At 71.6% G+C, this 24,337-nt stretch carries 26 protein-coding genes and 1 riboswitch; of the genes, 11 read left to right on the top strand and 15 right to left on the bottom strand.

Annotated elements, in window-relative coordinates; all coding sequences use genetic code 11:
- Positions 1-3: 3 nt before the first annotated feature.
- Positions 4-699: a glycerophosphodiester phosphodiesterase gene (locus AB0K80_RS19810; protein ID WP_365671285.1), complete on the top strand. Its 696-nt coding sequence runs from the start codon at positions 4-6 to the stop codon at positions 697-699.
- Positions 700-868: 169 nt separating this feature from the next.
- Here the strand turns inward: AB0K80_RS19810 and AB0K80_RS19805 are convergent, their stop codons facing one another.
- On the bottom strand, positions 869-2,515 hold the full coding sequence (locus AB0K80_RS19805; RefSeq protein WP_365671283.1) for a sigma-70 family RNA polymerase sigma factor: 1,647 nt from the start codon (positions 2,513-2,515) through the stop codon (positions 869-871).
- Positions 2,516-2,821: 306 nt separating this feature from the next.
- Between AB0K80_RS19805 and AB0K80_RS19800 the strand changes: the two genes are divergently transcribed.
- Positions 2,822-4,000: a serine hydrolase domain-containing protein gene (locus tag AB0K80_RS19800; protein WP_365671281.1), complete on the top strand. Its 1,179-nt coding sequence runs from the start codon at positions 2,822-2,824 to the stop codon at positions 3,998-4,000.
- On the opposite strand, the gene AB0K80_RS19795 is transcribed toward AB0K80_RS19800, so the two are convergent.
- The 3 genes from AB0K80_RS19795 to AB0K80_RS19785 form a co-directional block, all read right to left on the bottom strand.
- Positions 3,966-4,487 carry a hypothetical protein gene (locus AB0K80_RS19795; protein ID WP_365671279.1) on the bottom strand — a complete coding sequence of 174 codons (522 nt, stop codon included), beginning with the start codon at positions 4,485-4,487 and terminating at the stop codon, positions 3,966-3,968. The genes AB0K80_RS19800 and AB0K80_RS19795 overlap by 35 nt on opposite strands.
- 46 nt (positions 4,488-4,533) lie before the next feature.
- Positions 4,534-5,079 carry an HXXEE domain-containing protein gene (locus AB0K80_RS19790; RefSeq protein WP_365671277.1) on the bottom strand — a complete coding sequence of 182 codons (546 nt, stop codon included), beginning with the start codon at positions 5,077-5,079 and terminating at the stop codon, positions 4,534-4,536.
- A gap of 75 nt (positions 5,080-5,154) precedes the next feature.
- Positions 5,155-6,594: a gamma-aminobutyraldehyde dehydrogenase gene (locus AB0K80_RS19785; RefSeq protein WP_365671275.1), complete on the bottom strand. Its 1,440-nt coding sequence runs from the start codon at positions 6,592-6,594 to the stop codon at positions 5,155-5,157.
- Between the two features lie 163 nt (positions 6,595-6,757).
- On the opposite strand from AB0K80_RS19785, the gene AB0K80_RS19780 reads away from it, so the two are divergent.
- The 7 genes from AB0K80_RS19780 to AB0K80_RS19750 all read left to right on the top strand — a co-directional run bounded on the left by AB0K80_RS19780 (position 6,758) and on the right by AB0K80_RS19750 (position 13,488).
- Positions 6,758-7,276: an Lrp/AsnC family transcriptional regulator gene (locus AB0K80_RS19780; protein ID WP_365671273.1), complete on the top strand. Its 519-nt coding sequence runs from the start codon at positions 6,758-6,760 to the stop codon at positions 7,274-7,276.
- Positions 7,261-8,640, top strand: a complete 1,380-nt coding sequence (locus tag AB0K80_RS19775) for an aspartate aminotransferase family protein (RefSeq protein WP_365671271.1) — start codon at positions 7,261-7,263, stop codon at positions 8,638-8,640. The genes AB0K80_RS19780 and AB0K80_RS19775 overlap by 16 nt, the downstream gene beginning before the upstream one ends.
- Positions 8,641-8,832: 192 nt before the next feature.
- Positions 8,833-9,573: an ATP-binding cassette domain-containing protein gene (locus AB0K80_RS19770; protein WP_365671269.1), complete on the top strand. Its 741-nt coding sequence runs from the start codon at positions 8,833-8,835 to the stop codon at positions 9,571-9,573.
- The gene (locus tag AB0K80_RS19765; RefSeq protein ID WP_365671267.1) at positions 9,555-10,928 is read left to right on the top strand and encodes a hypothetical protein; all 1,374 of its coding nucleotides are present in this window, start codon (positions 9,555-9,557) and stop codon (positions 10,926-10,928) included. Before AB0K80_RS19770 ends, AB0K80_RS19765 begins: the two co-directional genes overlap by 19 nt.
- Before the next feature lie 103 nt (positions 10,929-11,031).
- The gene (locus tag AB0K80_RS19760) at positions 11,032-11,451 is read left to right on the top strand and encodes a VOC family protein (protein ID WP_365671265.1); all 420 of its coding nucleotides are present in this window, start codon (positions 11,032-11,034) and stop codon (positions 11,449-11,451) included.
- 33 nt (positions 11,452-11,484) lie between these two features.
- A complete protein-coding gene (locus tag AB0K80_RS19755) occupies positions 11,485-12,609 on the top strand; it encodes an LOG family protein (protein ID WP_365671263.1) in 1,125 nt (374 codons plus the stop codon).
- A gap of 147 nt (positions 12,610-12,756) precedes the next feature.
- Positions 12,757-13,488, top strand: coding sequence for an LAETG motif-containing sortase-dependent surface protein (locus AB0K80_RS19750; RefSeq protein WP_365671261.1), 732 nt, complete (start codon positions 12,757-12,759; stop codon positions 13,486-13,488).
- A gap of 60 nt (positions 13,489-13,548) precedes the next feature.
- Here the strand turns inward: AB0K80_RS19750 and AB0K80_RS19745 are convergent, their stop codons facing one another.
- From AB0K80_RS19745 to AB0K80_RS19710, 8 genes are all read right to left on the bottom strand, one after another.
- Positions 13,549-14,571, bottom strand: coding sequence for an ABC transporter ATP-binding protein (locus AB0K80_RS19745; protein ID WP_365671259.1), 1,023 nt, complete (start codon positions 14,569-14,571; stop codon positions 13,549-13,551).
- Complete coding sequence (locus tag AB0K80_RS19740; RefSeq protein ID WP_365671389.1) at positions 14,571-16,172, bottom strand: iron ABC transporter permease; 1,602 nt, start codon at positions 16,170-16,172, stop codon at positions 14,571-14,573. Before AB0K80_RS19740 ends, AB0K80_RS19745 begins: the two co-directional genes overlap by 1 nt.
- Before the next feature lie 38 nt (positions 16,173-16,210).
- Positions 16,211-17,302: a thiamine ABC transporter substrate-binding protein gene (locus AB0K80_RS19735; RefSeq protein ID WP_365671257.1), complete on the bottom strand. Its 1,092-nt coding sequence runs from the start codon at positions 17,300-17,302 to the stop codon at positions 16,211-16,213.
- An 81-nt stretch (positions 17,303-17,383) separates the two neighbouring features.
- A riboswitch (TPP riboswitch) is annotated at positions 17,384-17,490 on the bottom strand.
- 75 nt (positions 17,491-17,565) lie between these two features.
- A complete protein-coding gene (rlmN, locus tag AB0K80_RS19730; protein WP_365671255.1) occupies positions 17,566-18,672 on the bottom strand; it encodes a 23S rRNA (adenine(2503)-C(2))-methyltransferase RlmN in 1,107 nt (368 codons plus the stop codon).
- Positions 18,673-18,797: 125 nt separating this feature from the next.
- Entirely contained in the window at positions 18,798-19,115 is a 318-nt protein-coding gene (locus AB0K80_RS19725) for a hypothetical protein (RefSeq protein ID WP_365671252.1), read from the bottom strand.
- 178 nt (positions 19,116-19,293) lie between these two features.
- The gene (locus AB0K80_RS19720; protein WP_365671250.1) at positions 19,294-19,494 is read right to left on the bottom strand and encodes a dehydrogenase; all 201 of its coding nucleotides are present in this window, start codon (positions 19,492-19,494) and stop codon (positions 19,294-19,296) included.
- A gap of 389 nt (positions 19,495-19,883) precedes the next feature.
- Complete coding sequence (locus tag AB0K80_RS19715) at positions 19,884-20,111, bottom strand: e9imm peptide (protein WP_365671247.1); 228 nt, start codon at positions 20,109-20,111, stop codon at positions 19,884-19,886.
- Positions 20,108-20,593: an NUDIX hydrolase gene (locus tag AB0K80_RS19710; RefSeq protein WP_365671245.1), complete on the bottom strand. Its 486-nt coding sequence runs from the start codon at positions 20,591-20,593 to the stop codon at positions 20,108-20,110. Before AB0K80_RS19710 ends, AB0K80_RS19715 begins: the two co-directional genes overlap by 4 nt.
- 548 nt (positions 20,594-21,141) lie before the next feature.
- Between AB0K80_RS19710 and AB0K80_RS19705 the strand changes: the two genes are divergently transcribed.
- Both AB0K80_RS19705 and AB0K80_RS19700 read left to right on the top strand, forming a co-directional pair.
- Entirely contained in the window at positions 21,142-21,639 is a 498-nt protein-coding gene (locus tag AB0K80_RS19705) for a DUF2975 domain-containing protein (RefSeq protein ID WP_365671243.1), read from the top strand.
- Positions 21,639-21,908, top strand: coding sequence for a helix-turn-helix transcriptional regulator (locus AB0K80_RS19700; RefSeq protein WP_365671241.1), 270 nt, complete (start codon positions 21,639-21,641; stop codon positions 21,906-21,908). Before AB0K80_RS19705 ends, AB0K80_RS19700 begins: the two co-directional genes overlap by 1 nt.
- Here AB0K80_RS19700 and AB0K80_RS19695 read toward each other — a convergent pair.
- The 3 genes from AB0K80_RS19695 to frr all read right to left on the bottom strand — a co-directional run bounded on the left by AB0K80_RS19695 (position 21,877) and on the right by frr (position 24,130).
- The gene (locus AB0K80_RS19695) at positions 21,877-22,326 is read right to left on the bottom strand and encodes an SRPBCC family protein (protein WP_365671239.1); all 450 of its coding nucleotides are present in this window, start codon (positions 22,324-22,326) and stop codon (positions 21,877-21,879) included. The genes AB0K80_RS19700 and AB0K80_RS19695 overlap by 32 nt on opposite strands.
- A gap of 125 nt (positions 22,327-22,451) precedes the next feature.
- Positions 22,452-23,573 (bottom strand): phosphatidate cytidylyltransferase, encoded by a 1,122-nt coding sequence (locus tag AB0K80_RS19690; protein WP_365671236.1) that lies wholly within the window; start codon positions 23,571-23,573, stop codon positions 22,452-22,454.
- A complete protein-coding gene (frr, locus tag AB0K80_RS19685) occupies positions 23,573-24,130 on the bottom strand; it encodes a ribosome recycling factor (protein WP_365671233.1) in 558 nt (185 codons plus the stop codon). Before frr ends, AB0K80_RS19690 begins: the two co-directional genes overlap by 1 nt.
- Positions 24,131-24,337: the final 207 nt, after the last annotated feature.

The raw sequence follows: 24,337 nt of genomic DNA, 5'->3' as shown, positions 1-24,337 counted from the left end.
ACCATGACCTCCCCCCGCCCCGTCACCGCCGTCGCCCACCGCGGCGACCCCTACCGCGTCCGGGAGAACACCATCGCCTCGCTGCGTTCCGCGCTCGCCCGGGGCGCGGACGCGGTCGAGGTCGACGTACGGCTCACCCGGGACGGCGTGCCCGTGCTGCTGCACGACCCGACGCTGAAACGGCTGTGGGAGCACGACCGGCCGCTGCTCGCCCTGTCCTGGCGGGAGGTGCGCGAGCTGACCGGCGGCGGCGTGCCGGCCCTGGCGCAGGCGCTGGCCGCGACCGACGGGCACCGGGTGATGCTCGACCTGCCGGGCACGCCCGACGCGCGGGCGGCGCGCCGGGTGGTGGACGTCGTACACGAGTGCGGGGCGCGGGACCGGGTGTACTACTGCGCGGACGCCCGGGCCATGCTCGCCGTACGCGCCGCCGACCCGGCCGCCGAGATCGCCCTGACCTGGACGACCCTGGCCCCGCCGCGCCCGGCCCTGCTGGAGGCGATCCGCCCGCGCTGGCTGAACTACCGCTTCGGCCTGCTGGGCCCGGCGCTGGCGGAACGCGTCCACGCCGACGGCTACCTGCTGTCCGCCTGGACCCCGGACACCCGCCGCGCCATGCGCCGTCTGCTGGACCTGGGCGTCGACTCGATCACCACCAACCGCATCGACACCCTGCGCGCCCTGCGCGACGGCGACTGACCGCCCGCGTTCAGCGGCTCGCAGCCCACGTCGCGCACGAGACGCCGTACGACACCCAGCGCGTGCTCGCCGTCCCCGCACAGCGGCACCGCGCGGGGCCGGCCGTCGAAGAGGGGCGGGGCCGGGCGCCGGCGAGGAGGTGCCGGCGGCCCAGGACCGCCGCACACCGCTACACGCGCGAGCGCTGCGGCACCGTCGCCGGATCGGCCGGGGTCGCCCGGGTGACGTACTGCGGGACGGGAGCGCTGTCGGTGCCGGTGTCCCTGACCAGCCCGTAGCGGAGGGCTCCCTGGGGCGGGCCGGTGGTGATGTCCTTGACGACCGCCGCCCAGTCGGTGGGGAAGACGATGATGCCGTAGTCGGCGCCGCGTTCGTTCTGGGTGAGGGTGACCGAGCCGTCGAGGTAGAAGTACTCGTTCTGCCACATCTGCTGGGTGCCGGCGGGCAGTACGGCGTAGCCGATGGCGGGGCCGCCCATGCCGGTGGCGTAGCCGCCGGGGGCGCCGGGCAGCGGGTCGTCCATGCGGCGGCCGCCGCCCGAGGCGACGTGGAAGAGCTTGCCCTTCAGGCCGGTCCAGGCCGGCATGACCAGCGCGCCGGGCCGGTACTTGGGCGAGATCTGCCAGCGCACCAGGACGTAGCCCTGCCCGCTGAGCGTCACGCGGTCGCCGCGGTGCTGCATGACGGCCTTCGGGCCGCCGGTGCTGGTGACGCCGGACTCGGGGCGGTGGGGCAGGGCGGCGGGCCGGGTGTCCGGGTCGGGCGCGCGGTCGACGGTGTCGACGACCGTGCCGTACAGGCCGGCCTGCTTCGTCACCGGCGCAGAGGGCGACGGGCGGGCCGGGGCGGAGGCCGAGGGCGGTGGCACCGCACGGGCGGTCGGGAGGGTGGCCGCCCGCGGCGGCGGGGCGTCGGGCGGCTGGGTGACGACGTACGCGCCGCCCGCGACGAGCGTGGCGCCGGCCGTCACCGCGACGGCCGGCGTGGCCAGCGCGCCGAGCAGCTTGGCGGACCAGCCCGCCGATGTCGCGGCCACCGCCGTCTTGCCGCCGAAGGCGAGCGACAGGGTGAAGCCGGCGGGCAGCGGAACGAGCGCGATGCCGGCGAGCAGGCGCTCGGCCGGTACGACGGCCTCGCGGGTGTCGCCGCAGTAGCCGCAGCCCCGGATGTGCCGGGCCAGCCGCTTGCGCCACACCGAGTCCGGGCGGCCGTTCCAGCGGGCGGTCAGCTCGCGCAGCTCCGGGCAGGCGCCGTCCAGGGCGCGCACGATGCCGCGCGCGGTCTCCAGGCGTTCCTTGACGCGCTGGACGCGGACGGCGGCGTGCTGCCGGGTGATGCCGACGGCGGCGGCCAGTTCGCGCCGGGTGAGCTGACCGGCGACCTCCAGCCACCACAGCGACAGCAGCTGCCGGTCCTCGTCGTCGAGCCACCGCACCGCTTCGGCGACCTCGCGCCGCTGGCCCTCCAGCTGGAGGCGCAGCACGGTCAGGTCGGCGAAGTCGGCGGCCTGCGCGGCGTCCTGCCCGGCGGCCTCCAGCCGGTCGGCGGGCCTGCGCCGGGCCCGGTCCCGGATCTGCCGCATGGCGATCGCCACCAGCCAGGACCGGAAGCTGTCCGGGTCGCGCAGCGCGCCGAGGTGGTCCACGGCGCGCAGCATCGTCTCCTGGACGACGTCGTCGACGTCGGCGTGGCCGTTCAGGGCGCGGCCGACGATGTTGTAGACCAGCGGCAGCCAGCCCGCGACCAGCTCGTCCAGCGCATGCCGGTCACCGGCCTGCGCCGCCGCGATGGTGGAGCGCCAGTCCTGACTGTCCACGGTGTCCTTCCGCCGCCGGTCCGCGTACCTTCCGCCCGCACCCTCTCAGGGAGGGCGGGGATCCTGGCTATGCCGGGGATCACAGGGGGAGACGGTGTGAAGACCTTGGGGATAACACTTTTTCTCCCCGCGCCCGGCGGCGCGCCCCTCCTCCCTAGGGGGCGTCCCTGACAATCCCCTTGCCCGCTACGGGACTTGCTCAGGGGTACCTCAGGGCGCGGCGTCCTCCGCGGCGATGATCCGCGGGCGAGCGGACGGCCGGAGGATGATCACACGCCCTTCACCGATCCCCTCTGGAGCCACTCGATGCGCGCTCGCCGCCGCACCATCCTCCTCGCCGCCGCCCTCACCGTGGCCCTCGCCACCGGCCCGCTGGCCGCTCCGGCGTTCGCCTCGCCCGCCCCGCCCGCCGCCGGGCACTGCGCGCAGGGAACGAATGCCGAGGCCCTGTGCGAAGCCCTCACCGGTCTGCCGAACGACGACGCGACGGCCGCGCTCGTCCGGGTCGGCGGGCGCGACGGGACCTGGCACGGCAGCGCGGGTGTGCACGACCTGGACAGCGGCCGGGCCGCGGATCCGCACGCCAGGTTCCGGGCCGGTTCGACGACGAAGGTCGTCACGGCCGCGGTCGTCCTGCAACTCGCGGCGGAGGGCAGAGTCGGCTTGAACACGCCGGTCCAGCGCTACCTGCCCGGACTGCTCGGCCCGGACTTCCGGCCCGTCACCGTACGGCAGTTGCTGAACCACACCAGCGGCATCCCGGCGGGGGACGGCTTCGGGAACTCCTTCGAGGAGCAGTACGCCCACCGCTTCGACCGCCTGACGCCACGCCAGGTCGTGGCGTCCGCGGCGGCCAAGGGCCCGGAGTTCCGCCCGGGCGAGCGGCAGCACTACCTGAACATCAACTACACGCTCCTCGGCCTGCTGATCGAGAAGGTGACGGGGCACCCGTACGCCGACGAGGCGGCCCGGCGGATCTTCGGTCCCGCCGGGATGCGCAACACGTACTTCCCTGGCGCCGACCCGCGCATCCGCGGCCCGCACAACCACGGCTACCAGGTGGTGCAGCAGCCCGACGGCAGCACGGAGTTCGTGGACGTCACGGACTGGATCCCGGCCGACGAGGCGGCGGGCGGCATGATCTCCACGACGGCCGATCTGCAGCGGCTCCTGACCCGCCTGTTCCGCGGCGACCTGGTGCCCGAGCCGCAGCTGGAGGAGATGTTCACGCTGCCGGAGGGCCTCAAGGACGCCACGATGTCCGCGGGACTGCAGCAGTACACGTACGACGGCACCGTCTACTGGCTCAAGACCGGCGCCCGGTACGGATACAGCACCATGATCGCGGCGACTCGGGATCTGAGCCGCACCCTTGTGTACTCCATCAACACCACGGACGCGAAGGGCCAGGGCATGAACCCGGTGGCCCAGCGGGTCGCACAGGCGGCGCTCACGCCGCCGGCACCGGCACCGCGGGCGCGCTGACCGTCTCCAGCCGCTTGATCTTCTGCCGTACGACGTACAGCGGGATCACCCCGACCACCCCGAAGGACATGTCGATCACCGACCACCAGAAGGGGATCCCCCGGACCGGTCCGCAGATCAGGGCGAGCGGGATGATGCCCGCGCAGGCGATCATCCCGAACTCGACGACCCAGATGTTGCGGACCGGGTCCCGGTACGGCCCGTAGAAGGCGACGGCGATCACCAGGTGCGCGAAGGCCAGCCAGTCGGTGCCGTACAGCAGGAACGGGTACCGCGCCTCGGCCTCGTCGAGGCCGGCCCGGACCCGCCCGATCCACTCCGTCAGTCCGGGCAGGTACTCGCCCGCCGAGAGCGCGCGCAGCAGGTCCTCGGTCCAGCGCAGTTCGTGGACCAGGGGGAAGGCCGTGGCCCCGCTGAGGACCAGGCAGACGACGAAGAGGACCAACCACGCGCGAATGCCCTTCAGCAGGGCGGCTCTGTCGCTCATGGCGGCAGCGTACGCCCCTGTTTGAACGCGTTCAAAAGCACCCCCGTCAGTGACTTCGGCGACTGAACCGCCGCGCCACCGTGTGCGACGCCACGACCGCCGCTGTGGCCAGACCGAGCCCGAGGACGGCGTCCGCCGGGCGCGCCGGCCGCAGCACGCCGGCGCGCCGCAGGCGGCCCCGGGCCCACAGGCTGAACGGGATCACCACCGCCGCGGAGGTCACGGACCCCGGCGTACGGCCACGGACGGCCGCGGCCTGGGCCAGGTGCACCAGCCCGTGCAGCCCGAAGCCGTTGAGCATGGCCTGGTACGTGGCCGAACGGCCCCCGCTGCGCCGCCCCGCGACCGCCCCCGCGCCCACCACCGCGGCCATCACGCCCACCGCGACGGCGAACTCCCGCTCGTCGACGCCCTCCAGCGCCCGCCAGAGCCCGTCGGGCGCGCCGGGGAAGCGGGCGCGCAGCTCGGGAAGGTGCTCGCGTATCCAGCGCGGCCCCAGGGCCAGCTCCTCGGCGTCGTGCACGGCCCAGGCCGCCAGCAGCCCGAGCGTCACGGCCGCTCCCACCGATTCATCACCCGGTGAATTGTTCATGGGTGGCAGTCTGCCCCACACGCAGGCGGCCCCGGACGGGAATGCATCCCTCCGGGGCCGCGCGGACCGTACTGGCTAGGCGTCCAGGGACGTCATCACGTGCTTGATCCGGGTGTAGTCCTCGAAGCCGTAGCCCGACAGGTCCTTGCCGTAGCCGGACTTCTTGAAGCCGCCGTGCGGCATCTCGGCGACCAGCGGGATGTGGGTGTTGATCCACACGCAGCCGAAGTCCAGCTTCTTGGACATCCGCATGGCACGCGCGTGGTCCTTGGTCCACACCGAGGAGGCCAGCGCGTACTCGACGCCGTTGGCGTACTGCACGGCCTGGTCCTCGTCCGAGAAGGACTGCACGGTGATCACCGGGCCGAAGACCTCCCTCTGGATGATCTCGTCGTCCTGCCTGACGCCGGAGACGACGGTCGGCGCGTAGAAGTAGCCCTTGTCGCCGACCCGCTTGCCGCCGGCCTCCACGCGCGCGTGCGCGGGCAGCCGCTCGATGAAGCCCTCGACCTGCTTGAGCTGGTTGGGGTTGTTGAGCGGACCGAACAGCACGTCCTCGTCGTCCGGCATGCCGGTCTTGATCTCGGTGGCGGCCTTGGCGAGCGCGGAGACGAACTCGTCGTGGATCGCCTCCTGGACCAGGACGCGGCAGGCGGCCGTACAGTCCTGCCCGGCGTTGAAGTAGCCCGCCAGCGCGATGTCCTCGACGGCCTTGGCGATGTCGGTGTCCTCGAAGACCACGACCGGGGCCTTGCCGCCGAGCTCCAGGTGGACGCGCTTGAGGTCCTTGGACGCGGTCTCGGCGACCTGCATACCGGCCCGGACCGAGCCGGTGATGGAGGCCATCGCCGGGACGGGGTGCTCGACCATCATGCGGCCGGTCTCGCGGTCGCCGCAGATGACGTTGAAGACGCCCTTGGGCAGGATCTCGCCGAGGATCTCCGCGATCAGGACCGTGGAGGCCGGGGTGGTGTCCGACGGCTTCAGCACGACCGTGTTGCCGGCCGCGATCGCCGGGGCGAACTTCCACACCGCCATCATCATCGGGTAGTTCCACGGCGCGACCTGCGCGCAGACCCCGACCGGCTCGCGGCGGATCATGGAGGTCATCCCCTCCATGTACTCACCGGCCGACCGGCCCTCGAGCATCCGCGCCGCGCCCGCGAAGAAGCGGATCTGGTCGATCATCGGCGGGATCTCCTCGGAGCGGGTCAGCCCGACCGGCTTGCCGGTGTTCTCCACCTCGGCCGCGATCAGCTCCTCGGCGCGCTCCTCGAAGGCGTCGGCGATCTTCAGCAGCCGCTTCTGACGCTCGGCCGGGGTGGTGTCCCGCCAGCCGGGGAAGGCCTCGGCGGCGGCCGCCATCGCGGCGTCCACGTCCGCCTGCCCGGACAGCGGAGCGGTCGCGTACGCCTCGCCCGTCGCGGGGTTGACCACCTCGGTGGTCCGTCCGTCGGCGGCGTCCCGGAACTCACCGCCGATGTAGTTGCGCAGCCGACGCAGCTCGGTGCTCACTGCAGGCCCTCCTGGGGATTGTCCAACCTGTGAGACACCCACCCTAATCCGTACCCCGACGTTTTCAACACCCCCGGCCACCCCGCTCCTGCGAAATCCGCAAGCTCCATGCTCGTAAACAACGGATTTCATCGATCGAGCCTTGCGAAACTGTCGAGACGTCGTGCACAGTGGGGCCGTGGCCAGTCGAAGCGCAGAACCGAAGGACTCCCGCGAGTCCCGCAACGGCTCCAGTCCCCAGCTGGACGCCGTCTCCCTCGCCATCATCGAGCAGCTCCAGGAGGACGGCCGGCGCCCCTACGCCGCGATCGGCAAGGCGGTGGGCCTGTCCGAGGCGGCCGTGCGCCAGCGCGTGCAGAAGCTGCTCGACCAGGGCGTGATGCAGATCGTCGCCGTCACGGACCCGCTCACCGTGGGCTTCCGCCGGCAGGCGATGGTCGGCGTCAACGTCGAGGGGGACGTGGAGGCGGTGGCCGACGCGCTGAGCGCCATGTCCGAGTGCGAGTACGTGGTGATGACCGCCGGGTCCTTCGACCTGATGGTGGAGATCGTCTGCGAGGACGACGACCACCTCCTGGAGGTCATCAACAAGCGCATCCGGGCCGTCCCCGGAGTGCGCTCCACCGAGAGCTTCGTCTACCTCAAGCTGAAGAAGCAGACCTACATGTGGGGAACCCGATAGCCGTGAGCAAGGACCTCTCCCAGACCGCGTACGACCACCTGTGGATGCACTTCACGCGCATGTCGTCGTACGAGAACGCCCCCGTCCCCACCATCGTGCGCGGCGAGGGCACCTACATCTACGACGACAAGGGCAGGCGCTACCTCGACGGTCTGGCCGGTCTGTTCGTGGTCCAGGCCGGGCACGGCCGGGTCGAGCTCGCCGAGACCGCCTTCAAGCAGGCGCAGGAGCTGGCGTTCTTCCCGGTGTGGTCCTACGCCCACCCGAAGGCCGTCGAGCTCGCCGAGCGCCTCGCGGGCCACGCGCCCGGCGACCTCAACAAGGTCTTCTTCACCACGGGCGGCGGTGAGGCGGTGGAGACCGCCTGGAAGCTCGCCAAGCAGTACTTCAAGCTGGTCGGCAAGCCCACCAAGCACAAGGTCATCTCACGTGCGGTCGCCTACCACGGCACCCCGCAGGGCGCCCTGTCCATCACGGGCCTGCCGGCCCTGAAGGCCCCCTTCGAACCGCTCGTCCCCGGCGCGCACAAGGTCCCCAACACCAACCTCTACCGCGCCCCGGTCCACGGCGACGACCCGGAGGCCTTCGGCCGCTGGGCCGCCGACCAGATCGAGCAGCAGATCCTCTTCGAGGGCCCGGACACGGTCGCGGCCGTGTTCCTGGAGCCGGTGCAGAACGCGGGCGGCTGCTTCCCGCCCCCGCCCGGCTACTTCCAGCGGGTCCGCGAGATCTGCGACCAGTACGACGTCCTGCTCGTCTCGGACGAGGTCATCTGCGCCTTCGGCCGCCTGGGCACGATGTTCGCCTGCGACAAGTTCGGCTACATACCGGACATGATCACCTGCGCCAAGGGCATGACCTCGGGCTACTCCCCCATAGGCGCCTGCATCGTCTCCGACCGGCTGGCCGAACCCTTCTACAAGGGCGACAACACCTTCCTGCACGGCTACACCTTCGGCGGCCACCCGGTCTCCGCCGCAGTGGGCCTGGCCAACCTCGACCTGTTCGAGCGCGAGGGCCTCAACCAGCACGTCCTGGACCACGAGGACGCCTTCCGCGCGACGCTGGAGAAGCTGCACGACCTGCCGATCGTGGGCGACGTGCGCGGCAACGGCTTCTTCTACGGCATCGAGCTGGTCAAGGACAAGGCGACCAAGGAGTCCTTCGACGCCGAGGAGACCGAGCGCGTCCTGTACGGGTTCCTGTCCAAGAAGCTGTTCGAGAACGGCCTGTACTGCCGCGCCGACGACCGCGGCGACCCGGTCGTCCAGCTCGCCCCGCCGCTGATCGCCGACCAGGCGACCTTCGACGAGATCGAGCAGATCCTGCGCGCGACCCTGTCGGAGGCCTGGACCAAGCTCTAGCCCCGGCGGTTCAGCCGCTTATACGCACGGGGCGCGCCCGTAGGAGTGAGAAGGGCGCGCCCCGGGCCGCGTGCTGTCCGGCATCGCCGCTCCGGCTCCTTAGCGTGCCCTGGTAACCGATCGGCCCCGCCTTCGTTCCCCCGTACGGGGGAACGGCACGGGAACTACGGATCTGAACCGAGGTGTACGCCCATGGAGGCCCCGCCGGACAACGACGTGCTGTGGGCACGCGCCCTGCACTACCAGCACCCCGACGGCTCGCCCGCGCTCAGCGGTGTCTCGCTCGGCGTCCGGGAGGGGGAGATCCTCGCCGTCAGCGGCCCACGCGGCAGCGGCAAGACGACCCTGCTGCGCTGCCTGTCCGGCCAGGTGCCCGTCCGGCGCGGCGAGGTGTGGTTCAACAGCGTGCCCGTGCACACCATGGGCCCGCTGACCAGGGAACGGCTGCGCCGCGACCGCTTCGGCTGGATCGACCCGGCTCCCGCGCTCGTCCCGGAGCTCAACGCCTGGGAGAACGCCGCCCTGCCCCTGATGCTGCGCGGCACCAGCCGCCGCCGCGCCAAGAGGGCCGCCCTGGAGTGGCTGGAGCGCCTGGACGTCGGCGACCGGTCCCGCCGGCGCCCGCAGGAGCTGACGCAGGCCGAACGGCAGCGCGTGTGCATCGCCCGGGCCCTGGCCGGCGCGCCCTCGGTCCTGTTCGCCGACGAGCCCACCGCGCCCCTGCACCGCGCCGAGTGCACCCACGTGCTGCGCACCCTCACCACGGCGGCCCGCTCGCACGGCATCACGGTCGTCCTGGCCACCCACGACCCGCAGACCGCCGACCTGGCCGACCGGACGGTGGCGCTGCTGGACGGGCGGCGCGTGAGGACCGTGCACCTGCCCCCCGCCACGGACACGGAAGGCCGGGCCACGTGCTCGCTCTCCGCCTGACGCGCGGTGCCCACCCCGCCGTCCAGCTGCGCCGCCTGCTGGTGGCGGCCGCGTCGGCGGGCACGGGCTTCCTGCTGCTGAGCGCGCTCGGTTACGCGATCGCCCACCCGGGCTCCCCCGGCGCCTCCTTCCTGCGCCTGGCCTGGTGCGCGCCCCCGCTGGCCGCCACGGTGCACCTCGCGGTGGCGGTGGCCCGCACCGACCCGGGTACGGCACCCCGCCCCGGCCTGTCGGCGATCGGTCTGGGCCCCGCCCGCCTGATGGCGGTCTCCGCGACCACGACGGCCCTGTCGTGCACGCTGGGCTCGATGCTGGCCCTGCTGGTCTTCCTGCACCTGCGCGGCGACCTGACGGGCATGCCGTTCGACGGCGCCGCCGCCGGCTTCCTCGCCGCGGGCCGGCCGCTGCCGGTGCCCGCCGCGCTGACCCTGCTGACGGTGGTGCCAGTGATCGCCTCGGTGACGGTGGCGGTGGTGCTGCGGCCCCGCGAGGCCACGCCGCCGGCCGCGCGCGGCCCGGCCCGGCGCCTCGGCCGGTTCGGGGCGTACCGCCTGGAGAGCGCGCCGGAGACGTTCGAGGCGTACGCCCGCTTCGGCCACCACCTGGTCACCGAGCCCGCGGGCGGCCGTACCGCCGCGGCGGCACCCACCGCGCCGCACGCCACCGCGCCCCACCCGCCGGCCACGGCCAACGGCAGCCCGCCCCAACCGGGTTCCGCGGCCGGCCCCGGCACGGCGGCGCCGCTCACCGCGGCGGCCGACGACGTCCCCACCGCCCCACCCGGCGGCCTGCCCTGGAGCATCGCCGTGCTGGCCGCCGGGCTGGCCGTCGAGACGTACGCGGGCCGCACCGCCGCCACCCCGCCCGGCGGCCATCCCGGTGTCCTGGCCGGCTGGGCCCTCACCGCCCTCGGTCTCGCCCTGGCCGGTCCGGGCCTGGTCCACCTGTGCGGGCGGCTGCTCCAGGCGGTGCGCCCGGGCGCGCTGCGGCTGCTGGCCGGTCGCGTCCTGATGACGGAGGCCACCCGGATCGGCCGCCCCCTCGGCGTGGTCTGCGCGGTGGCGGGGGCCACGTACGCCCTGGCCTCGCTGTCCGCGGCGGGCGGCCCGTCGTTCGGCCCGCTCACCGCCCTCGGCGCGCTGCTGGTGTGCGGCTGCACCCTGGCCACGCTGCTGACGGCCGCCGTCGAGGCCCGGCAGGCCCGCGCCGAGACCACGGCCGCGCTGCTGCGGATGGGCGCGCCCGCGGCGACGCTGCGCGCCGCCGCCGCCCTGCGGGCCGGCGCGCTGCTCGTCTGGTTCGGTCCGCTCACCCTGGTCGTCGCCCGGCTGGCGGCGCTGCCGCCGGCCCGCTGAGAGCCGCCGGGAAGAAATGTCCGCGCACGCCGATGAGTTCCGCGCCGGTGCCCGGTCTACCTCACCGAACCGCACAGGACAGTGCCCGATGGGAGAGACGGCGATGACCTCGACGACGTACCAGCAGATGATCTTCGTGAACCTGCCCGTGAACGACCTCGACGCGTCGAAGAAGTTCTTCACGGAGCTCGGCTACTCGATCAACCCGCAGTTCAGCGACGAGAACGGGGCCTGCGTCGTGATCAGCGACACCATCGTGGCGATGCTGCTGACCAAGCCGTTCTACGCGACGTTCACCGACAAGGAGATCGCGGACGCCACGCGGACCAGCGAGGTGCTGATCTGCCTGAGCGCCGAGAGCCGTGAGGCGGTGGACGAGCTGGTGGACAAGGCCGTCGCCGCGGGCGGCACCGCCTCGGAGAAGGTGCAGGACCTGGGCTTCATGTACGGCCGCTCCTTCGACGACCTCGACGGCCACACGTGGGAGGTCGCGTGGATGAGCCCCGAGGCCGTCCAGGGCTGAGGCCGGCTGTGCGGGTGTGCCTAGCATGGGCGGGTGCAGACGATGCCCGCCCATGCGGCCCACCACGACGACCATGAGATCGAGACGCTCCAGGAGTTCGACGCGACCGTCGCGGTGCGCGGCACACTCGCCGGTTTCCGCGTCCAGGCCGTCGATCTGACGGACCGTACGCGCGAACTGCTCACCACCGACACGGCGGGCGCCGTCTTCCTCGGCTGCGCGATGCGGGAGGACGCCGCCGCGAAGATCCGCGCGGACGGCGCGCTGGTCTTCCCGCCGATACCGGACCTGCCCTTCGATCCGTACCGGGGCCTGGTCTACTCCCCCGACGAGCTCTTCGCCGCACTGGCGGACGGCGGTTACGAGGCCACGCCCGACGCCCGCGCGTACGCCTGGTTCCAGCGGACCAAGGCCGACGGGGACATCTACGCCTCCATGCTGCGCGCGATCCACGACGACTCCGTCTCGGACGCGCTGGACGAACTCCTGTCCGGCGCACGGGTGGTGGGGGTGATGGGCGGCCACGCGATGGCGCGCGGCACCGAGGCCTACGCCGGTGCCGCACGGCTGGGCCGGGAGCTCGCCCGCGCCGGGTTCACCGTCGCCACGGGCGGCGGTCCGGGGGCGATGGAGGCCGCCAACCTCGGTGCGTACGCGGCCACGTTCGACGACGGGATGCTGGACGAGGCACTGCCGCTGCTGGCCAAGGCCCCCTCGTTCACGCCGTCGGTCACCGACTGGGCGCGCGCCGCGTTCGAGGTGCGCGACCGCTGGCCGAAGGGCGGCACGTCCGTGGGCATCCCGACCTGGTTCTACGGCCACGAGCCGCCGAACCCGTTCGCCTCGCACATCGCCAAGTACTTCGCCAACGCCACCCGCGAGGACGGCCTGCTGGCCCGCTGCACCGCGGGCGTGGTGTTCCTGCCGGGCGCGGCCGGCACCGTGCAGGAGATCTTCGACAACGCGACGCCGAACTACTACGAGTCGCGCGGCGAGCCCACGCCGATGGTGCTGGTGGACCGGGACCACTGGACGCGGAAGCTGCCCACCTGGCCGCTGCTCCAGTCGCTCGCCCGGGGACGGTCGATGCAGGCGCGGATCGCGCTGGTCGACCGGATCGAGGAGGCACCGGCGGAGCTGAAACGTCTCGGCGGTTAATAAGAAGGCAAAGCCAGCGCTTGCTGTCCCGTCTCACGTTGACACTACTTATGCGGCGCTTATAGACCTGTGAGCCTCTGGGGAGTGCTGATGCGATGTCAACACTCCCTTCACCCCCCGCATTTGCGCATCCTGTAAAGGACAAACGTGGCAGTCCTGTCCATATTCCGTCGTCCTGCGTCCCACCGTACGGTTGCGCGCTCCCTGCGCGCCCTCGGTGTCGCCTCCGCCTCCGCGGCGCTGGCGCTCGGTGCCGCCGGCAACGCCTTCGCCTGCGACATCAGCGAGTTCTCCGCCGAGGCGAAGTGCGACGGCGCCAAGGGCGTCATCACCGTCACCGACGTGGACCCCACCGGTGTCCCGGCGACCGTCACCGTCTACCTGGAGAACCACGGGGCTGACGCCAAGAAGGTCGGCGAGCAGGTGGTCAAGGGTTCGTCCGAGGGTGTCACCGTCACCTTCGACGAGGACTGGAAGCCGAACGCCGAGTACCGCGTGCACGTCAAGGCCGCCGGCTACGTCGACGACGACATCGAGCCGAACCTCGTCACCCCGGCGACGGCCTGCAAGAAGGAGAACGGCAAGCCCCCGGCGCCGCCGGCCGAGCCCAGCAAGCCGGCCCCCTCCGAGTCCGCCTCCACCCCGGCCGAGGAGAGCGGCACCCCGGCCGCGTCGCCGTCGCCGTCGCAGAGCACGAGCACGGCCGCCGCCCCCGCGGACAACGCCCCGTCGCCCGCGGTCGGTGAGTCCAACCTCGCCGAGACCGGCGCGAACTCCAACACCGGGATCATCGCCGGTATCGCGGCCGCCCTGGTCGTGATCGGCGGCGGCGCGGTGTTCTTCGGCATGCGCCGCCGCGGGGCGAGCAGCGACCGCTGACGCCCGGCATCCTGCCTCCGGCCCGTCCCTGTACCACGAGGGGGCGGGCCCTCTTGCGTGTCATCCCAGCACGGCGATTTCGGCGGCGTCGAACTCCACCTCGACCTCGTCCCCCACCTCCGGTGCGTCCCGCAGCGCGCAGGCCGCCTCCAGGCGCGGGGCGTCCTCGGGCTGGAGGTGGACGGCGACGTGGGTGCCCTTGAAGGTGCGGGCGGTCACCGTGCAGCGCAGCAGGCCCTCGCCCGCGGGGACCAGCCGTACCCCGGCGGGGCGCACCAGCAGCGTCCGCTGCCCCTGCGCGGCGCCCTGCGGGACGGGCACCTTGCCCCACGGGGTGACCGCGGCCCCCTCGCCCACCGTCGCCTCGACCACGTTCTCGAAGCCGAGGAACCGGGCCACGAACGCGTCGGCCGGCCGCTGCCACACCTCCAGCGGCGTCCCCGACTGGGCGATCCGCCCCTCCCGCATCACCACGACCCGGTCGGCGAGCGCGAAGGCCTCGCCCTGGTCGTGGGTGACGGCCAGGACGGTGGTGCCCAGCCGGCCGAACAGCTCCCGGAGTTCCACGACGAGCCGTTCCCTGAGCGACCGGTCGAGCTGCCCGAGCGGCTCGTCGAGCATCAGCAGCCGGGGGCTGGGGGCCAGCGCCCGGGCCAGGGCCACCCGCTGCTGCTCACCGCCGGACAGCGCGGCGACGGCCCGCCGCCCGGCGCCCGGCAGTCCGACCAGGTCCAGCAACTCCCGTACACGCTCGGTCTGTTCGGACCGCGAGGCGCCGCGCATGCGCAGCCCGAAGGCGACGTTGCCGGCCACGTCCCGCTGCGGGAACAGCTGGTGGTCCTGGAACATCAGCCCGACGCCGCGCCGGTGCGCGGGCACGCCCGCCTGGTCGCGTCCGCCGAGCAGCACCCGCCCGGAGTCCAGGGGCTGCAGCCCGGCCACCACCCGCAGCAGCGTGGACTTGCCGCTGCCGCTGGGCCCGAGCACACACACGATCTCGTGCTCGGCCACCTCCAGATCGACCGCGTCGAGCACGGCCCGCCCGCCGAAGCGGACGGTCGCGCCGGCCAGGCTCAGCAGCATCAGAACTCCCCGGTCCGGTCGGTCCGCAGCCGCTCCAGCACCAGCAGCGCCACCGCGCACACGATCATCAATATCGTGGACAGGGCCATCGCCTGCCCGTAGTTGAGGTCCCCGGGCCGCCCCAGCAGCCGGGCGACCGCCACCGGCAGCGTCGGGTTGTCGGGCCGTGCGATGAACACCGTCGCCCCGAACTCCCCGAGCGACACCGCGAAGGCGAACCCGGCGGCGACCAGCAGCGCCCGCCGCACCATCGGCAGGTCCACCTCCCGCCACACCCGCCACGGCGACGCCCCGAGCACGGCCGCGGCCTCCCGCAGCCGCACGTCCACCGCCCGCAGCACCGGCAGCATGGTCCGGACGACGAAGGGCACCCCGACCAGCGCCTGCGCCAGCGGCACCAGGATCCAGGACGACCGCAGATCCAGCGGCGGCTGGTCGAGAGCGATCAGGAAGCCGAAACCGACGGTCACCGCGGACACCCCGAGCGGCAGCATCAGCAGCGCGTCGAACCCGCGCACCAGCCGCCCCGCGTCCCGGCGGGCCAGGGCCGCTGCGGCGAGACCGCCGATCACGACGGCGATGGCGGTGGCGGCGACGGCGTACTGCAGGGAGGCGCCGATCGCGGCGATCGGCGGGACGAGGAAGGTGCCCCCGTCCTGCCGGGTCAGCGCCCGGTAGTAGCCGAAGCCGGGCGCGTCCAGGGACCGCTGGACCAGCACGGCCAGCGGCAGCACGAGCAGCACCACGACCGTGCCCAGCACCCCGGCCAGCACCGCCCACTGCCCGGCTCCGCGGGGCCGCCGCGCGGTCACGGAGGCGTCCACCAGCCGCAGCGCGGTCTCCCGGCGCCGTACGGTCCAGGCATGCAGGGCGAGGATCAGCCCGACCGCGACGAACTGGATCAGCGTGAGCACGGCCGCCGTGGACAGGTCGAAGAGCTCCGAGGTCTGCCGGTAGATCTCCACCTCGAGCGTGGAGAAGGTGGGCCCGCCGAGGATCTGCACCACGCCGAAGGAGGTGAAGGTGAACAGGAAGACCATCAGCGCGGCGGCGGCCACGGCGGGCGCGAGCGCGGGCAGGGTGACCTGCCGCCAGGCCTTCAGCGGGGAGGCGCCGAGCATCCGTGCGGCCTCCTCCTGCCGCGGGTCCAGCTGCCCCCACAGCCCGCCGACCGTCCGGACCACGACCGCGTAGTTGAAGAAGACGTGCGCGAGCAGGATCGCCCATACGGTGGTGTCGAGCCGTACGCCCCACAGCTCGTCGAGCAGTCCGCCGCGCCCGACCAGCGCCAGGAACGCCGTACCGACCACGACGGTCGGCAGCACGAACGGGACGGTCACCACCGCCCGCAGGATCTGCTTGCCCCGGAACTCCAAGCGCGCGAAGACATACGCGCCGGGGAGCGCCAGCAGCAGGGTGAGCGCGGTGGAGACGAGCGCCTGCCAGGTGGTGAACCACAGCACGTGCCGGATGTCCGGCTGCGCCGCCACGTCCCCGATCCGGCCGATCCGCCAGACCCCGTCGAGCTTCAGGCCGCGCACGACGATCGCGGCGACGGGGTAGGCGAAGAAGACCGCGAAGAACGCGACGGGCACGGCCATCAGCCCGAGCCGCGCCCCCGCGCCCCTGATCCGGCCGGTTACTTCAGTACGAGTGACGTCCACGACTTGACCCACTCGTCACGGTGGCCGGCGATCTTCGCCGGGTCCATGGTCTGGGGATCCTTCGCCTGCGGTCCGTACGTCAGGAACTCCTGCGGCACCTGAGCGCCCTCGAGCACCGGGTAGACGAACATGTTGAGCGGCATGTCCTCCTGGAACCGCCTGCTGATCAGGAAGTCGAGGAGCGCCTTGCCGCCCTTGGTGTTCTTGGCGTTGGCCAGCAGCCCCGCGTACTCGATCTGCCGGAAGCAGGTGCCGTCGGCCACCCCGGTCGGCGCGGTCTTCGGCCGCGGGTCGGCGAAGACGACCTCGGCGGGCGGCGAGGAGGCGTACGACACCACCAGCGGCCGGTCGGCCTTCGCCTTCTTGCCGCTGGAGGAGCCGGAGAACTCCTCGTAGTAGGCCTGCTCCCAGCCGTCGACGACCTTCACGCCGTTGGCCTTGAGCTTCTTCCAGTAGCCCTGCCAGCCCCCGTCCCCGTACCTGGCGGCGGTGCCGAGCAGGAAGCCCAGGCCGGGCGAGGAGGTCGAGGCGTTCTCGGTGACGAGGAGGTTCCTGTACTGGGGCTTGACGAGGTCGTCGAAGCTCCGCGGCGGCTGGAGCTTGTGGTCGGCGAAGTACTTCTTGTCGTAGTTGACGCAGATGTCGCCGGTGTCGATGGGCGTGACCCGGTGCTTGTCCTCATCGACGCGGTACTCGGGCTTGATCCGGTCCGCGCCCTTCGCCTCGTACGGCTGGAACAGCCCGTTGTCGAGCGCCCGGGAGAGCAGGGTGTTGTCGACGCCGAAGAAGACGTCGCCCTGCGGGTTGTCCTTGGTCAGGATGGCCTTGTTGACGGCCTGCCCGGCGTCGCCGCTCTTGAGGACCCTGACCTTGTAGCCGGACTCCTCCTCGAACGCGGCGATGACCTTCTTGGAGGCGGCCCACGAGTCGTGGCTGACCAGGGTCACCGTCCGGGACTCGGTCCCGGCCCCCTGGCCGCCGCCCTCGGACGACCCGCACGCGGCGAGGCCGCCGACCATGCCCAGCCCGACGACCACGGCCGTGAACCGCTTCTTGGTGATGCTCACTGGATTCCTCCTGGAGGGACCAGGAAGAGACGCGGCCCTGCCCGGGACCCCTTGGCGGATGTCCCGAGCAGGGCGCAACAGCTCGAGTGATGACCGATCTCCCTACCCAGAATGACCTGGGCGAGGTTCAGAGGGTCTGCGGCCGGTCGCCGCACTCTCAGCGCTGTGGCGCTCCCCTGTCGGAATATGCAGATGTTCTTGCGTGGATGTTCGTACGCGGATGTCCTCACCCGCGTCCTTACACGGTACTTACGCCGGTCAGACTACCGCTCGCTCGCGGCGAGCTGACCACAGGCCCCGTCGATCTCCTGGCCCCGGGTGTCCCGGATCGTCACCGGCACACCATGGGCGGCGATCGCCTCCACGAAGGCCTTCTCGTCCTCGGGCCGGGAGGCGGTCCACTGGGAGCCCGGCGTCGGGTTCAGCGGGATCAGGTTGACGTGCACGGGCCTGCCCTTGAGCAGCCGGCCGAGCCGGTCGCCGCGCCACGCCTGGTCGTTGATGTCCCGGATCAGCGCGTACTCGATGGACAGCCGCCGCCCGGACTTGGCGGTGTACTCGAACCCGGCGTCCAGCACCTCACGCACCTTCCACCGCGTGTTCACCGGGACGAGGGTGTCGCGCAGCTCGTCGTCGGGCGCGTGCAGCGAGATGGCGAGCCGGCACTTGAAGCCCTCGTCGGCGAACCGGTGGATGGCCGGCACGAGACCGACCGTCGAGACGGTGATGCCGCGCTGCGACAGCCCGAGCCCGTCCGGCTCCGGGTCGGTCAGGCGCCGGATGGCCCCCACGACCCGGTTGTAGTTGGCGAGCGGCTCCCCCATGCCCATGAACACGATGTTGGACAGCCGCGCCGGACCGCCCGGCACCTCACCGTCGCGCAGGGCGCGCATCCCGTCGACGATCTGGTGCACGATCTCGGCGGTGGACAGGTTCCGGTCGAGCCCGGCCTGCCCGGTGGCACAGAACGGGCAGTTCATACCGCACCCGGCCTGCGAGCTGATGCACATGGTCACCCGGTCCGGGTACCTCATGAGCACCGACTCGACGAGCGTGCCGTCGAAAAGCCGCCACAGCGTCTTGCGGGTGGTGCCCTGGTCGGTCGACAGATGCCGCACGACCGTCATCAGCTCGGGCAGCAGCGCCTCGCGCAGCCGGTCCCGCGAGCCGGCCGGGATGTCGGTCCACTGCTCCGGGTCGTGCGCGTACCGCGCGAAGTAGTGCTGCGAGAGCTGCTTGGCACGAAACGGCTTCTCACCGACCGCGACGACCGCCTCCTTGCGCTCGGCGGGCGTGAGATCGGCGAGATGCCGCGGCGGCTTCTTGGCTCCGCGCGGGGCGACGAAAGTGAGTTCTCCGGGCTTAGGCATGGCTCAACCAGTGTCGCAGATCCAATCGGGTGACCTGGGGCTGTCGCTCGCTACGACGGTCGTCAGTAGTCGTCGTCGGTCGGCACTGAGCGGCCTCGGACGGCCCAGAGACGGCCCAGCGGAGATCACTCGTCGGCTGCGAGCCACTCATCGAGCCGGAGCTTGACCTGGTGGTTGTGGGCGACATGCCAGATAACCTCCCCGCTGACGAAGGCCCCAAGGGCCGGGAGGTCCATCCCGTGGGGCATGGCTGTGATCTCTGCCAGCGTTATGGCGTTCGGCACGCCGTCTATACAGATGAAGACCCCGAAGGGCTGGCGACCGATGACCTCGCCGGTGATTCGGCTTCCTACAGGCAGGGCCGCGACGGTTGCCGCCCAGTTCGACCGGACCGCATCAGCGGCCGGCGCTTCAGAGCCCGTGGGCCAGGCGTACTCATCCATCGGTAGATCATGACGCCTTGGGACCGGTGCTTAGAAGATGCGGGCACGCCTTGGTGAGCCGGTCCGATCGTCCTGTGCCGCTACCGCGCCGGGCTGCCGAGCGCCGCTGCCGTCCGCCGTCGTTGCCGTCAGCGCTGCCGTCACTGCCGTCGGCGGCAACGTCCGTGAGCACCGCATGTCAGCGGAACAGCCCCGGTACCGGGCAGACCTCCAACGGTTCGTCCGGCCGGTCTGTCCAGCTCCACCAGACGTGCTGATCGGCACACCGCCACAGCGACCGGCAGGTCCGACGGCCGTCGTCCTCCCGCTCGGAGAGCACCAGGCCGCCGGACTCCATGGGTTTGCTGCACTCGGGACAGGCCGGGGCATCGTTGGTCATGCGGCGCACCCTAACGGAACGACCTCTTCGTCCCGAAGCAACTTGGGTGGGCGGTTGACCTTGGGCTGGCGTGGCTCTGACCTGCTGTCAGGTCCCCTGGTCTGCGTGCGTGGGCGTTGTCACGCAGCTACACACTCACCTACGGATCGGACATCATGTCCTGCCACAGACACGAGAGGCGAGTGAGAACCACCGTCTGTCTTGCCAGCTAGCTACGGTGAGCACGATCCCGCTGTAATGCCCGCTGCCGCCGGCGCGCCGCCGGGCGGGGCCGCCGCTGGCGAAGACAGAGCGGCGGCCCCGCCGAAAAGGCGGCGCGCACCCGCGCCGTGCGCGGGCTTGATAGACGTAGGGAAACTCTTACCGCGCCTCGATTACACGACGTCTGATCACAGGGCGAACGGCTGGTAGGCCGGTGCTCGGTCCACGATCTTCTCAGCCGTCAGTCGGGGGTCGGACTCCCAGAAGATGTAGTCACTGATGTGTGGGCAAACGAGACCTCGTTCAAGTGCGGCCAGGATCTCGTCGCCTTCCGCCTCGTCGGCGTAGTCGGCGTCCATGAGCCGTTGGACAAGGCGGATGCCTTCCTCTCGGCTCATGCTGCGTGGCGTGGTCATCCTGCCTCGCTGCCGGGCCTGCGCCCGTGTTCCAGGTAGACCGGCGCAGCTTCGTTGCGGGCCTCGGCCGCCGCAAGGATGCGTCGGGCCAGTCGGGGGATCGTTCGCGTGGTGATCTGCTCCGAGGAGAGGAACGCGAAGCTTTTCAACTCCTCGGGCTGCAAGGTGATCGCTGCCAGGTCCTCCTGGCTGAGCTGGCCGCCGTCGAACAGGTACAGCACCTTGTCACCCTCGGCCTCGTTCGGAGCCCAGTCGACCGCGAGCAGACGCACGATGGGCGGTGTGATGCCCAGCTCCTCCTGGACCTCACGGATGGCGGCATGCAACGGAGACTCGCCGGTCTCGACGTACCCGCCAGGGATCTCCCGGTAGTCCTTGTAGGAGGGCTCGACCATGAGGACCCGCCCGGCGGCATCAAAGAAGAGCGCACCCGCTGCCATACGCGGGTGCGCCATCTGCGCTTCCTGTGCATTGGGCGCCATGCAGCCGAGGGTACCCAGCTCAGACGACATGCAGCCTCTTGGCCAGGTCCGCCAGGCTGCGGCTCGGCCGGCCTTTCTGGTTCCGGACCCAGGTGAGGACAAGCTCACGCGCAAGGTAGTGGCTTCGTACCTGCCCACTTCTGCCGCGGTGGCCACTCGGTGGATAGCCCCGTTCGTCGACCCGGCAGCGATCCACACGTGGTTGGTGTCGGTTCCGAGGCGGCTGCGCTGCCCGTTCGGCCTCCGCGAGGAAGCCTTGGATCGTCGCACGGCCCTCCGCTCGGGCCGGTGTCCTGGGGCCTGCGAGGAACAGCGTCCCGTAAAGCGTCAGGAACTCGGGGCTTGCGCCCTCCAGACCGGGTGGCATCTCCGACGAGCTGCGTGGCCGCGTCGAACCGGCGTTGGGCACATGCAGTGGGCTACTCCCCTCTGTCACAGATCGGGCGACGTGACCTGGGGCCCGGCATCCCCTTGCCGCATCTATCGACTTTCGATAGAAAAGCATCGTGGGACGATGGACCACACGCCCCGCGACAGAAGGAGAGGCGATGGGAAACCTGACAGTGCTCGCGCTGCGTGCCGTCCTCGTGGTGCTGCTCGCCGGCTCGGTGTTCGTGCAGGCGGTGATGGTGCCGCTGTTGGCCGTCGACATGCGGGGGCTGGACGCCGAGGTCGCGCACCTGCGTACCCCGGTTCTGACGATCATCGTGCTGGGGGTGGTGACCGCCCAGGTCGTCCTGGTCTGTGTCTGGCGGCTGGTGACGATGGTGCGGCGCGGCACGGTGTTCTCGTACGGGGCCTTCCGTTACGTCAACATCGTGATCGGCGCGATGGTGGCCGCCGCCGTGCTGGTGTTCGCGCTCGCCGTCGTCCTCGCGCCGGGTGAGGCCGTCGCCCCGGGGATCGTCCTGCTGGTGTGCGGGGTGTCCCTGGCCGTCGGCGGGGTCGCGCTCATCGTGCTGGTGCTGCGGATGCTGCTCGCCCAGGCCGTCGCACGCGATGTCGAGGCCGCGCGGATGCGGGCCGAGCTGGCCGGGGTGATCTGATGCCGATCGTCGTCGACATCGACGTGATGCTCGCCCGACGGAAGATGTCCGTGGGCGAACTCGCCGAGCGCGTCGGCATCACGCCCGCCAATCTCGCCGTCCTCAAGAACGGCCGCGCCAAGGCGGTGCGCTTCACGACCCTGGCCGCACTGTGCGAGGCACTCCGGTGTCAGCCGGGAGACCTGCTGCGCTGGGAACCCGAGCCCGACCCCGACGCCCCGGAGGACCCGGTGGCCGTCACTGCCCGAGATGCTCCAGCCGGTCCTTGAGGATCCGTTCGTTGCGCGGGAGTTCCTTGCGGACCTGCGGGCGCATGACGAGGGGGACCAGGACCTTGCCGAGGCCGTGGCCCTCGAGATCGATGTCGATGGTCACATGGGAGCGGCGCCCCTCGTCGACCGGTTCGATCTCACCGTGGACGCGCGCCCGGACGGGACCGTCCACGCCCCTCATACCCCAGCTGTGCGGGGGGTCGTACTCGGTGACCTCCATGATCATTGGTATGGTGCGGCGGCCCACGTGCCGGGTGACCCGGACGCGGGAGCCGACACCGAAGGGTCCCTCCTCGAGGCGCTCCGCGGAGACCGCGCTCAGCTGCCACTCCGGCATCCGGGGAGGGTCCGTGACGTACGCGTAGACGTCCTCAGGGCTGCGGTCGACATCGATGCTCTGTCGGATGGCGGACATGATGCCCCCTTGTGCGGCGTACACCTGACATCGTCTCACCAGGTGAGGGCCGGGGCATCCCGCAAGGGTCGAGCCCCCGTCCGGTGCTGGACGGGGGCTCGACTTCTGCCGACGGGGGGAGTCGCTCAGCCCGATCCGACGAAGAGCACCAGCAGCAGCCAGACCACCGGAGCCGTCGGCAGCAAGGAGTCCAGGCGGTCCATGATGCCGCCGTGTCCGGGGAGCAGCGTCCCCATGTCCTTGATGCCGAGGTCCCGCTTGATCATGGACTCGCCGAGGTCGCCCAGCGTGGCGCTGGCCGCGACGGCCAGGCCCAGCAGCAGGCCCTGCCACCAGACCCCGTCGTCGATCACGAACTCCATGCACAGCGCGCCCACGACCATCGCGAAGGCCACCGCGCCGATCAGACCCTCGCGGGTCTTGCCGGGGCTGATGCGCGGCGCGAGCTTGTGCTTGCCAAACCGCCAGCCGACCGCGTACGCGCCGGTGTCGCTGACCACGGTCAGCAGCAGGAACGTCAGAACGCGGCGCGGCCCGTCGTCGGCGGTGAGCATCATCGCCACGAACGTCGCCAGGAACGGCACATAGAACGCGGCGAACACGCCCGCGGTGACGTCCTTGAGGTAGTTCTCCGGCGGTTCCGTCATCCGCCAGACGAGCACGGCCAGCGCCGTGAGCCCCATGGCGACCCACGCGCCCTCGGCGCCGCGGACGTACCCGGCGACGACCATCGCCGCACCGCCCAGCGCGAGCGGTACGAGGGGCGCGCGGATGCCCTTGCGCTCCTGGAGCCGCTTGGTCAGCTCCCACAGGCCCACCACGACGGCGACCGCGATGACGCCGACGAACACGGCCTTGACGATGAACAGCGACGCGACGATCACCGCGCCGAGCCCGACACCGACCCCTATCGCGGCGCTCAGATCGCGCCCCGCGCTCTTCTTCTGCGGCTTCGGCGCCGGCTGCGACGCGTCGGGCATGGGCTCCGGATTCCGCTCGTCTGGATTCCGCTCGTCCGAGTTCCGCTCGTCTCGGAACAGAGGGCCGCCCAGCCGAGCGGCCCCCCGGTCGTCATCCTGGTCTCCGCCGTGATCGGGTACGTCGGGCACGATGGACATGGGGCGAGTCTGCTGCGCGTCTCGCGCATCGTACGCGGGACCCGCCGGGGCAGCCCCCTGCGCGGGGCCCTCGCCGGGGGGTCCCCAGTACCCGGTGTGTGGCGGCGCGCCCCAGGAAGAGTCGTTCATCAGACCTCGAGCAGCTCCGCTTCCTTGTGCTTGAGGAGCTCGTCGACCTGGGCGACGTACTTCGCCGTCAGGTCGTCGAGGTCCTTCTCCGCACGGCGGCCCTCGTCCTCGCCGACCTCGCCGTCCTTGATCAGCTTGTCGATGGCGTCCTTGGCCTTGCGGCGGACCGAGCGAATGGAGATCTTGGCCTCCTCGCCCTTGTGGCGCGCGACCTTGATGTACTCGCGGCGGCGCTCCTCGGTGAGCTCGGGGAACACCACCCGGATGATGTTGCCGTCGTTGCTCGGGTTGACGCCCAGGTCGGAGTCGCGGATCGCCTGCTCGATGTTGCGCAGCGCGCTCTTGTCGAAGGGCGTCACCACGGCCATGCGCGGCTCGGGCACGGAGAACGAGGCCAGCTGGTTGATCGGCGTCGGCGCACCGTAGTAGTCGGCCACGATCTTGTTGAACATCGCCGGGTGCGCACGGCCGGTACGGATCGCGGCGAAGTCCTCCTTGGCGACCACGACGGCCTTCTCCATCTTCTCCTCGGCCTCGAGGAGGGTCTCTTCGATCACCACTTGCTCCTGCGTGTCTTGAGTAGGCCCGGCTGCGGTTCGGGACAACGGCCGGCTGCGTCGCGTCTTCTTCCTGCACGGTTCCCGACCGGCAGGACATTGTCCATCCCCCGGCCCGGCTCCGTCCCGTCCGTCCCCCGGACAGGTGGCGTCCGGTGGACGGGCGCCCCGTGGACGGGTGTCCGGGAGGCGGACGCCCCACGGTCA

This window comes from Streptomyces sp. NPDC052682 (assembly GCF_040678435.1).
Classification (GTDB): Bacteria; Actinomycetota; Actinomycetes; order Streptomycetales; family Streptomycetaceae; genus Streptomyces.
Note: the sequence above shows the minus strand (reverse complement) of the source record. Positions and strands in the feature narration are given on the sequence as shown.

Excerpts from the sequence above, each read along its gene's own strand:
- AB0K80_RS19810 (WP_365671285.1), top strand. The coding sequence starts at position 4 with ATGACCTCCCCCCGCCCCGTCACCGCCGTCGCCCACCGCGGCGACCCC.
- AB0K80_RS19800 (WP_365671281.1), top strand. The coding sequence starts at position 2,822 with ATGCGCGCTCGCCGCCGCACCATCCTCCTCGCCGCCGCCCTCACCGTG.
- AB0K80_RS19795 (WP_365671279.1), bottom strand. The coding sequence starts at position 4,487 with ATGAGCGACAGAGCCGCCCTGCTGAAGGGCATTCGCGCGTGGTTGGTC.
- AB0K80_RS19790 (WP_365671277.1), bottom strand. The coding sequence starts at position 5,079 with ATGAACAATTCACCGGGTGATGAATCGGTGGGAGCGGCCGTGACGCTC.
- AB0K80_RS19770 (WP_365671269.1), top strand. The coding sequence starts at position 8,833 with ATGGAGGCCCCGCCGGACAACGACGTGCTGTGGGCACGCGCCCTGCAC.
- AB0K80_RS19760 (WP_365671265.1), top strand. The coding sequence starts at position 11,032 with ATGACCTCGACGACGTACCAGCAGATGATCTTCGTGAACCTGCCCGTG.
- AB0K80_RS19745 (WP_365671259.1), bottom strand. The coding sequence starts at position 14,571 with ATGCTGCTGAGCCTGGCCGGCGCGACCGTCCGCTTCGGCGGGCGGGCC.
- AB0K80_RS19740 (WP_365671389.1), bottom strand. The coding sequence starts at position 16,172 with ATGGCCGTGCCCGTCGCGTTCTTCGCGGTCTTCTTCGCCTACCCCGTC.
- rlmN (WP_365671255.1), bottom strand. The coding sequence starts at position 18,672 with ATGCCTAAGCCCGGAGAACTCACTTTCGTCGCCCCGCGCGGAGCCAAG.
- AB0K80_RS19725 (WP_365671252.1), bottom strand. The coding sequence starts at position 19,115 with ATGGATGAGTACGCCTGGCCCACGGGCTCTGAAGCGCCGGCCGCTGAT.
- AB0K80_RS19720 (WP_365671250.1), bottom strand. The coding sequence starts at position 19,494 with ATGACCAACGATGCCCCGGCCTGTCCCGAGTGCAGCAAACCCATGGAG.
- AB0K80_RS19715 (WP_365671247.1), bottom strand. The coding sequence starts at position 20,111 with ATGACCACGCCACGCAGCATGAGCCGAGAGGAAGGCATCCGCCTTGTC.
- AB0K80_RS19710 (WP_365671245.1), bottom strand. The coding sequence starts at position 20,593 with ATGGCGCCCAATGCACAGGAAGCGCAGATGGCGCACCCGCGTATGGCA.
- AB0K80_RS19705 (WP_365671243.1), top strand. The coding sequence starts at position 21,142 with ATGGGAAACCTGACAGTGCTCGCGCTGCGTGCCGTCCTCGTGGTGCTG.
- AB0K80_RS19700 (WP_365671241.1), top strand. The coding sequence starts at position 21,639 with ATGCCGATCGTCGTCGACATCGACGTGATGCTCGCCCGACGGAAGATG.
- AB0K80_RS19695 (WP_365671239.1), bottom strand. The coding sequence starts at position 22,326 with ATGTCCGCCATCCGACAGAGCATCGATGTCGACCGCAGCCCTGAGGAC.
- AB0K80_RS19690 (WP_365671236.1), bottom strand. The coding sequence starts at position 23,573 with ATGAACGACTCTTCCTGGGGCGCGCCGCCACACACCGGGTACTGGGGA.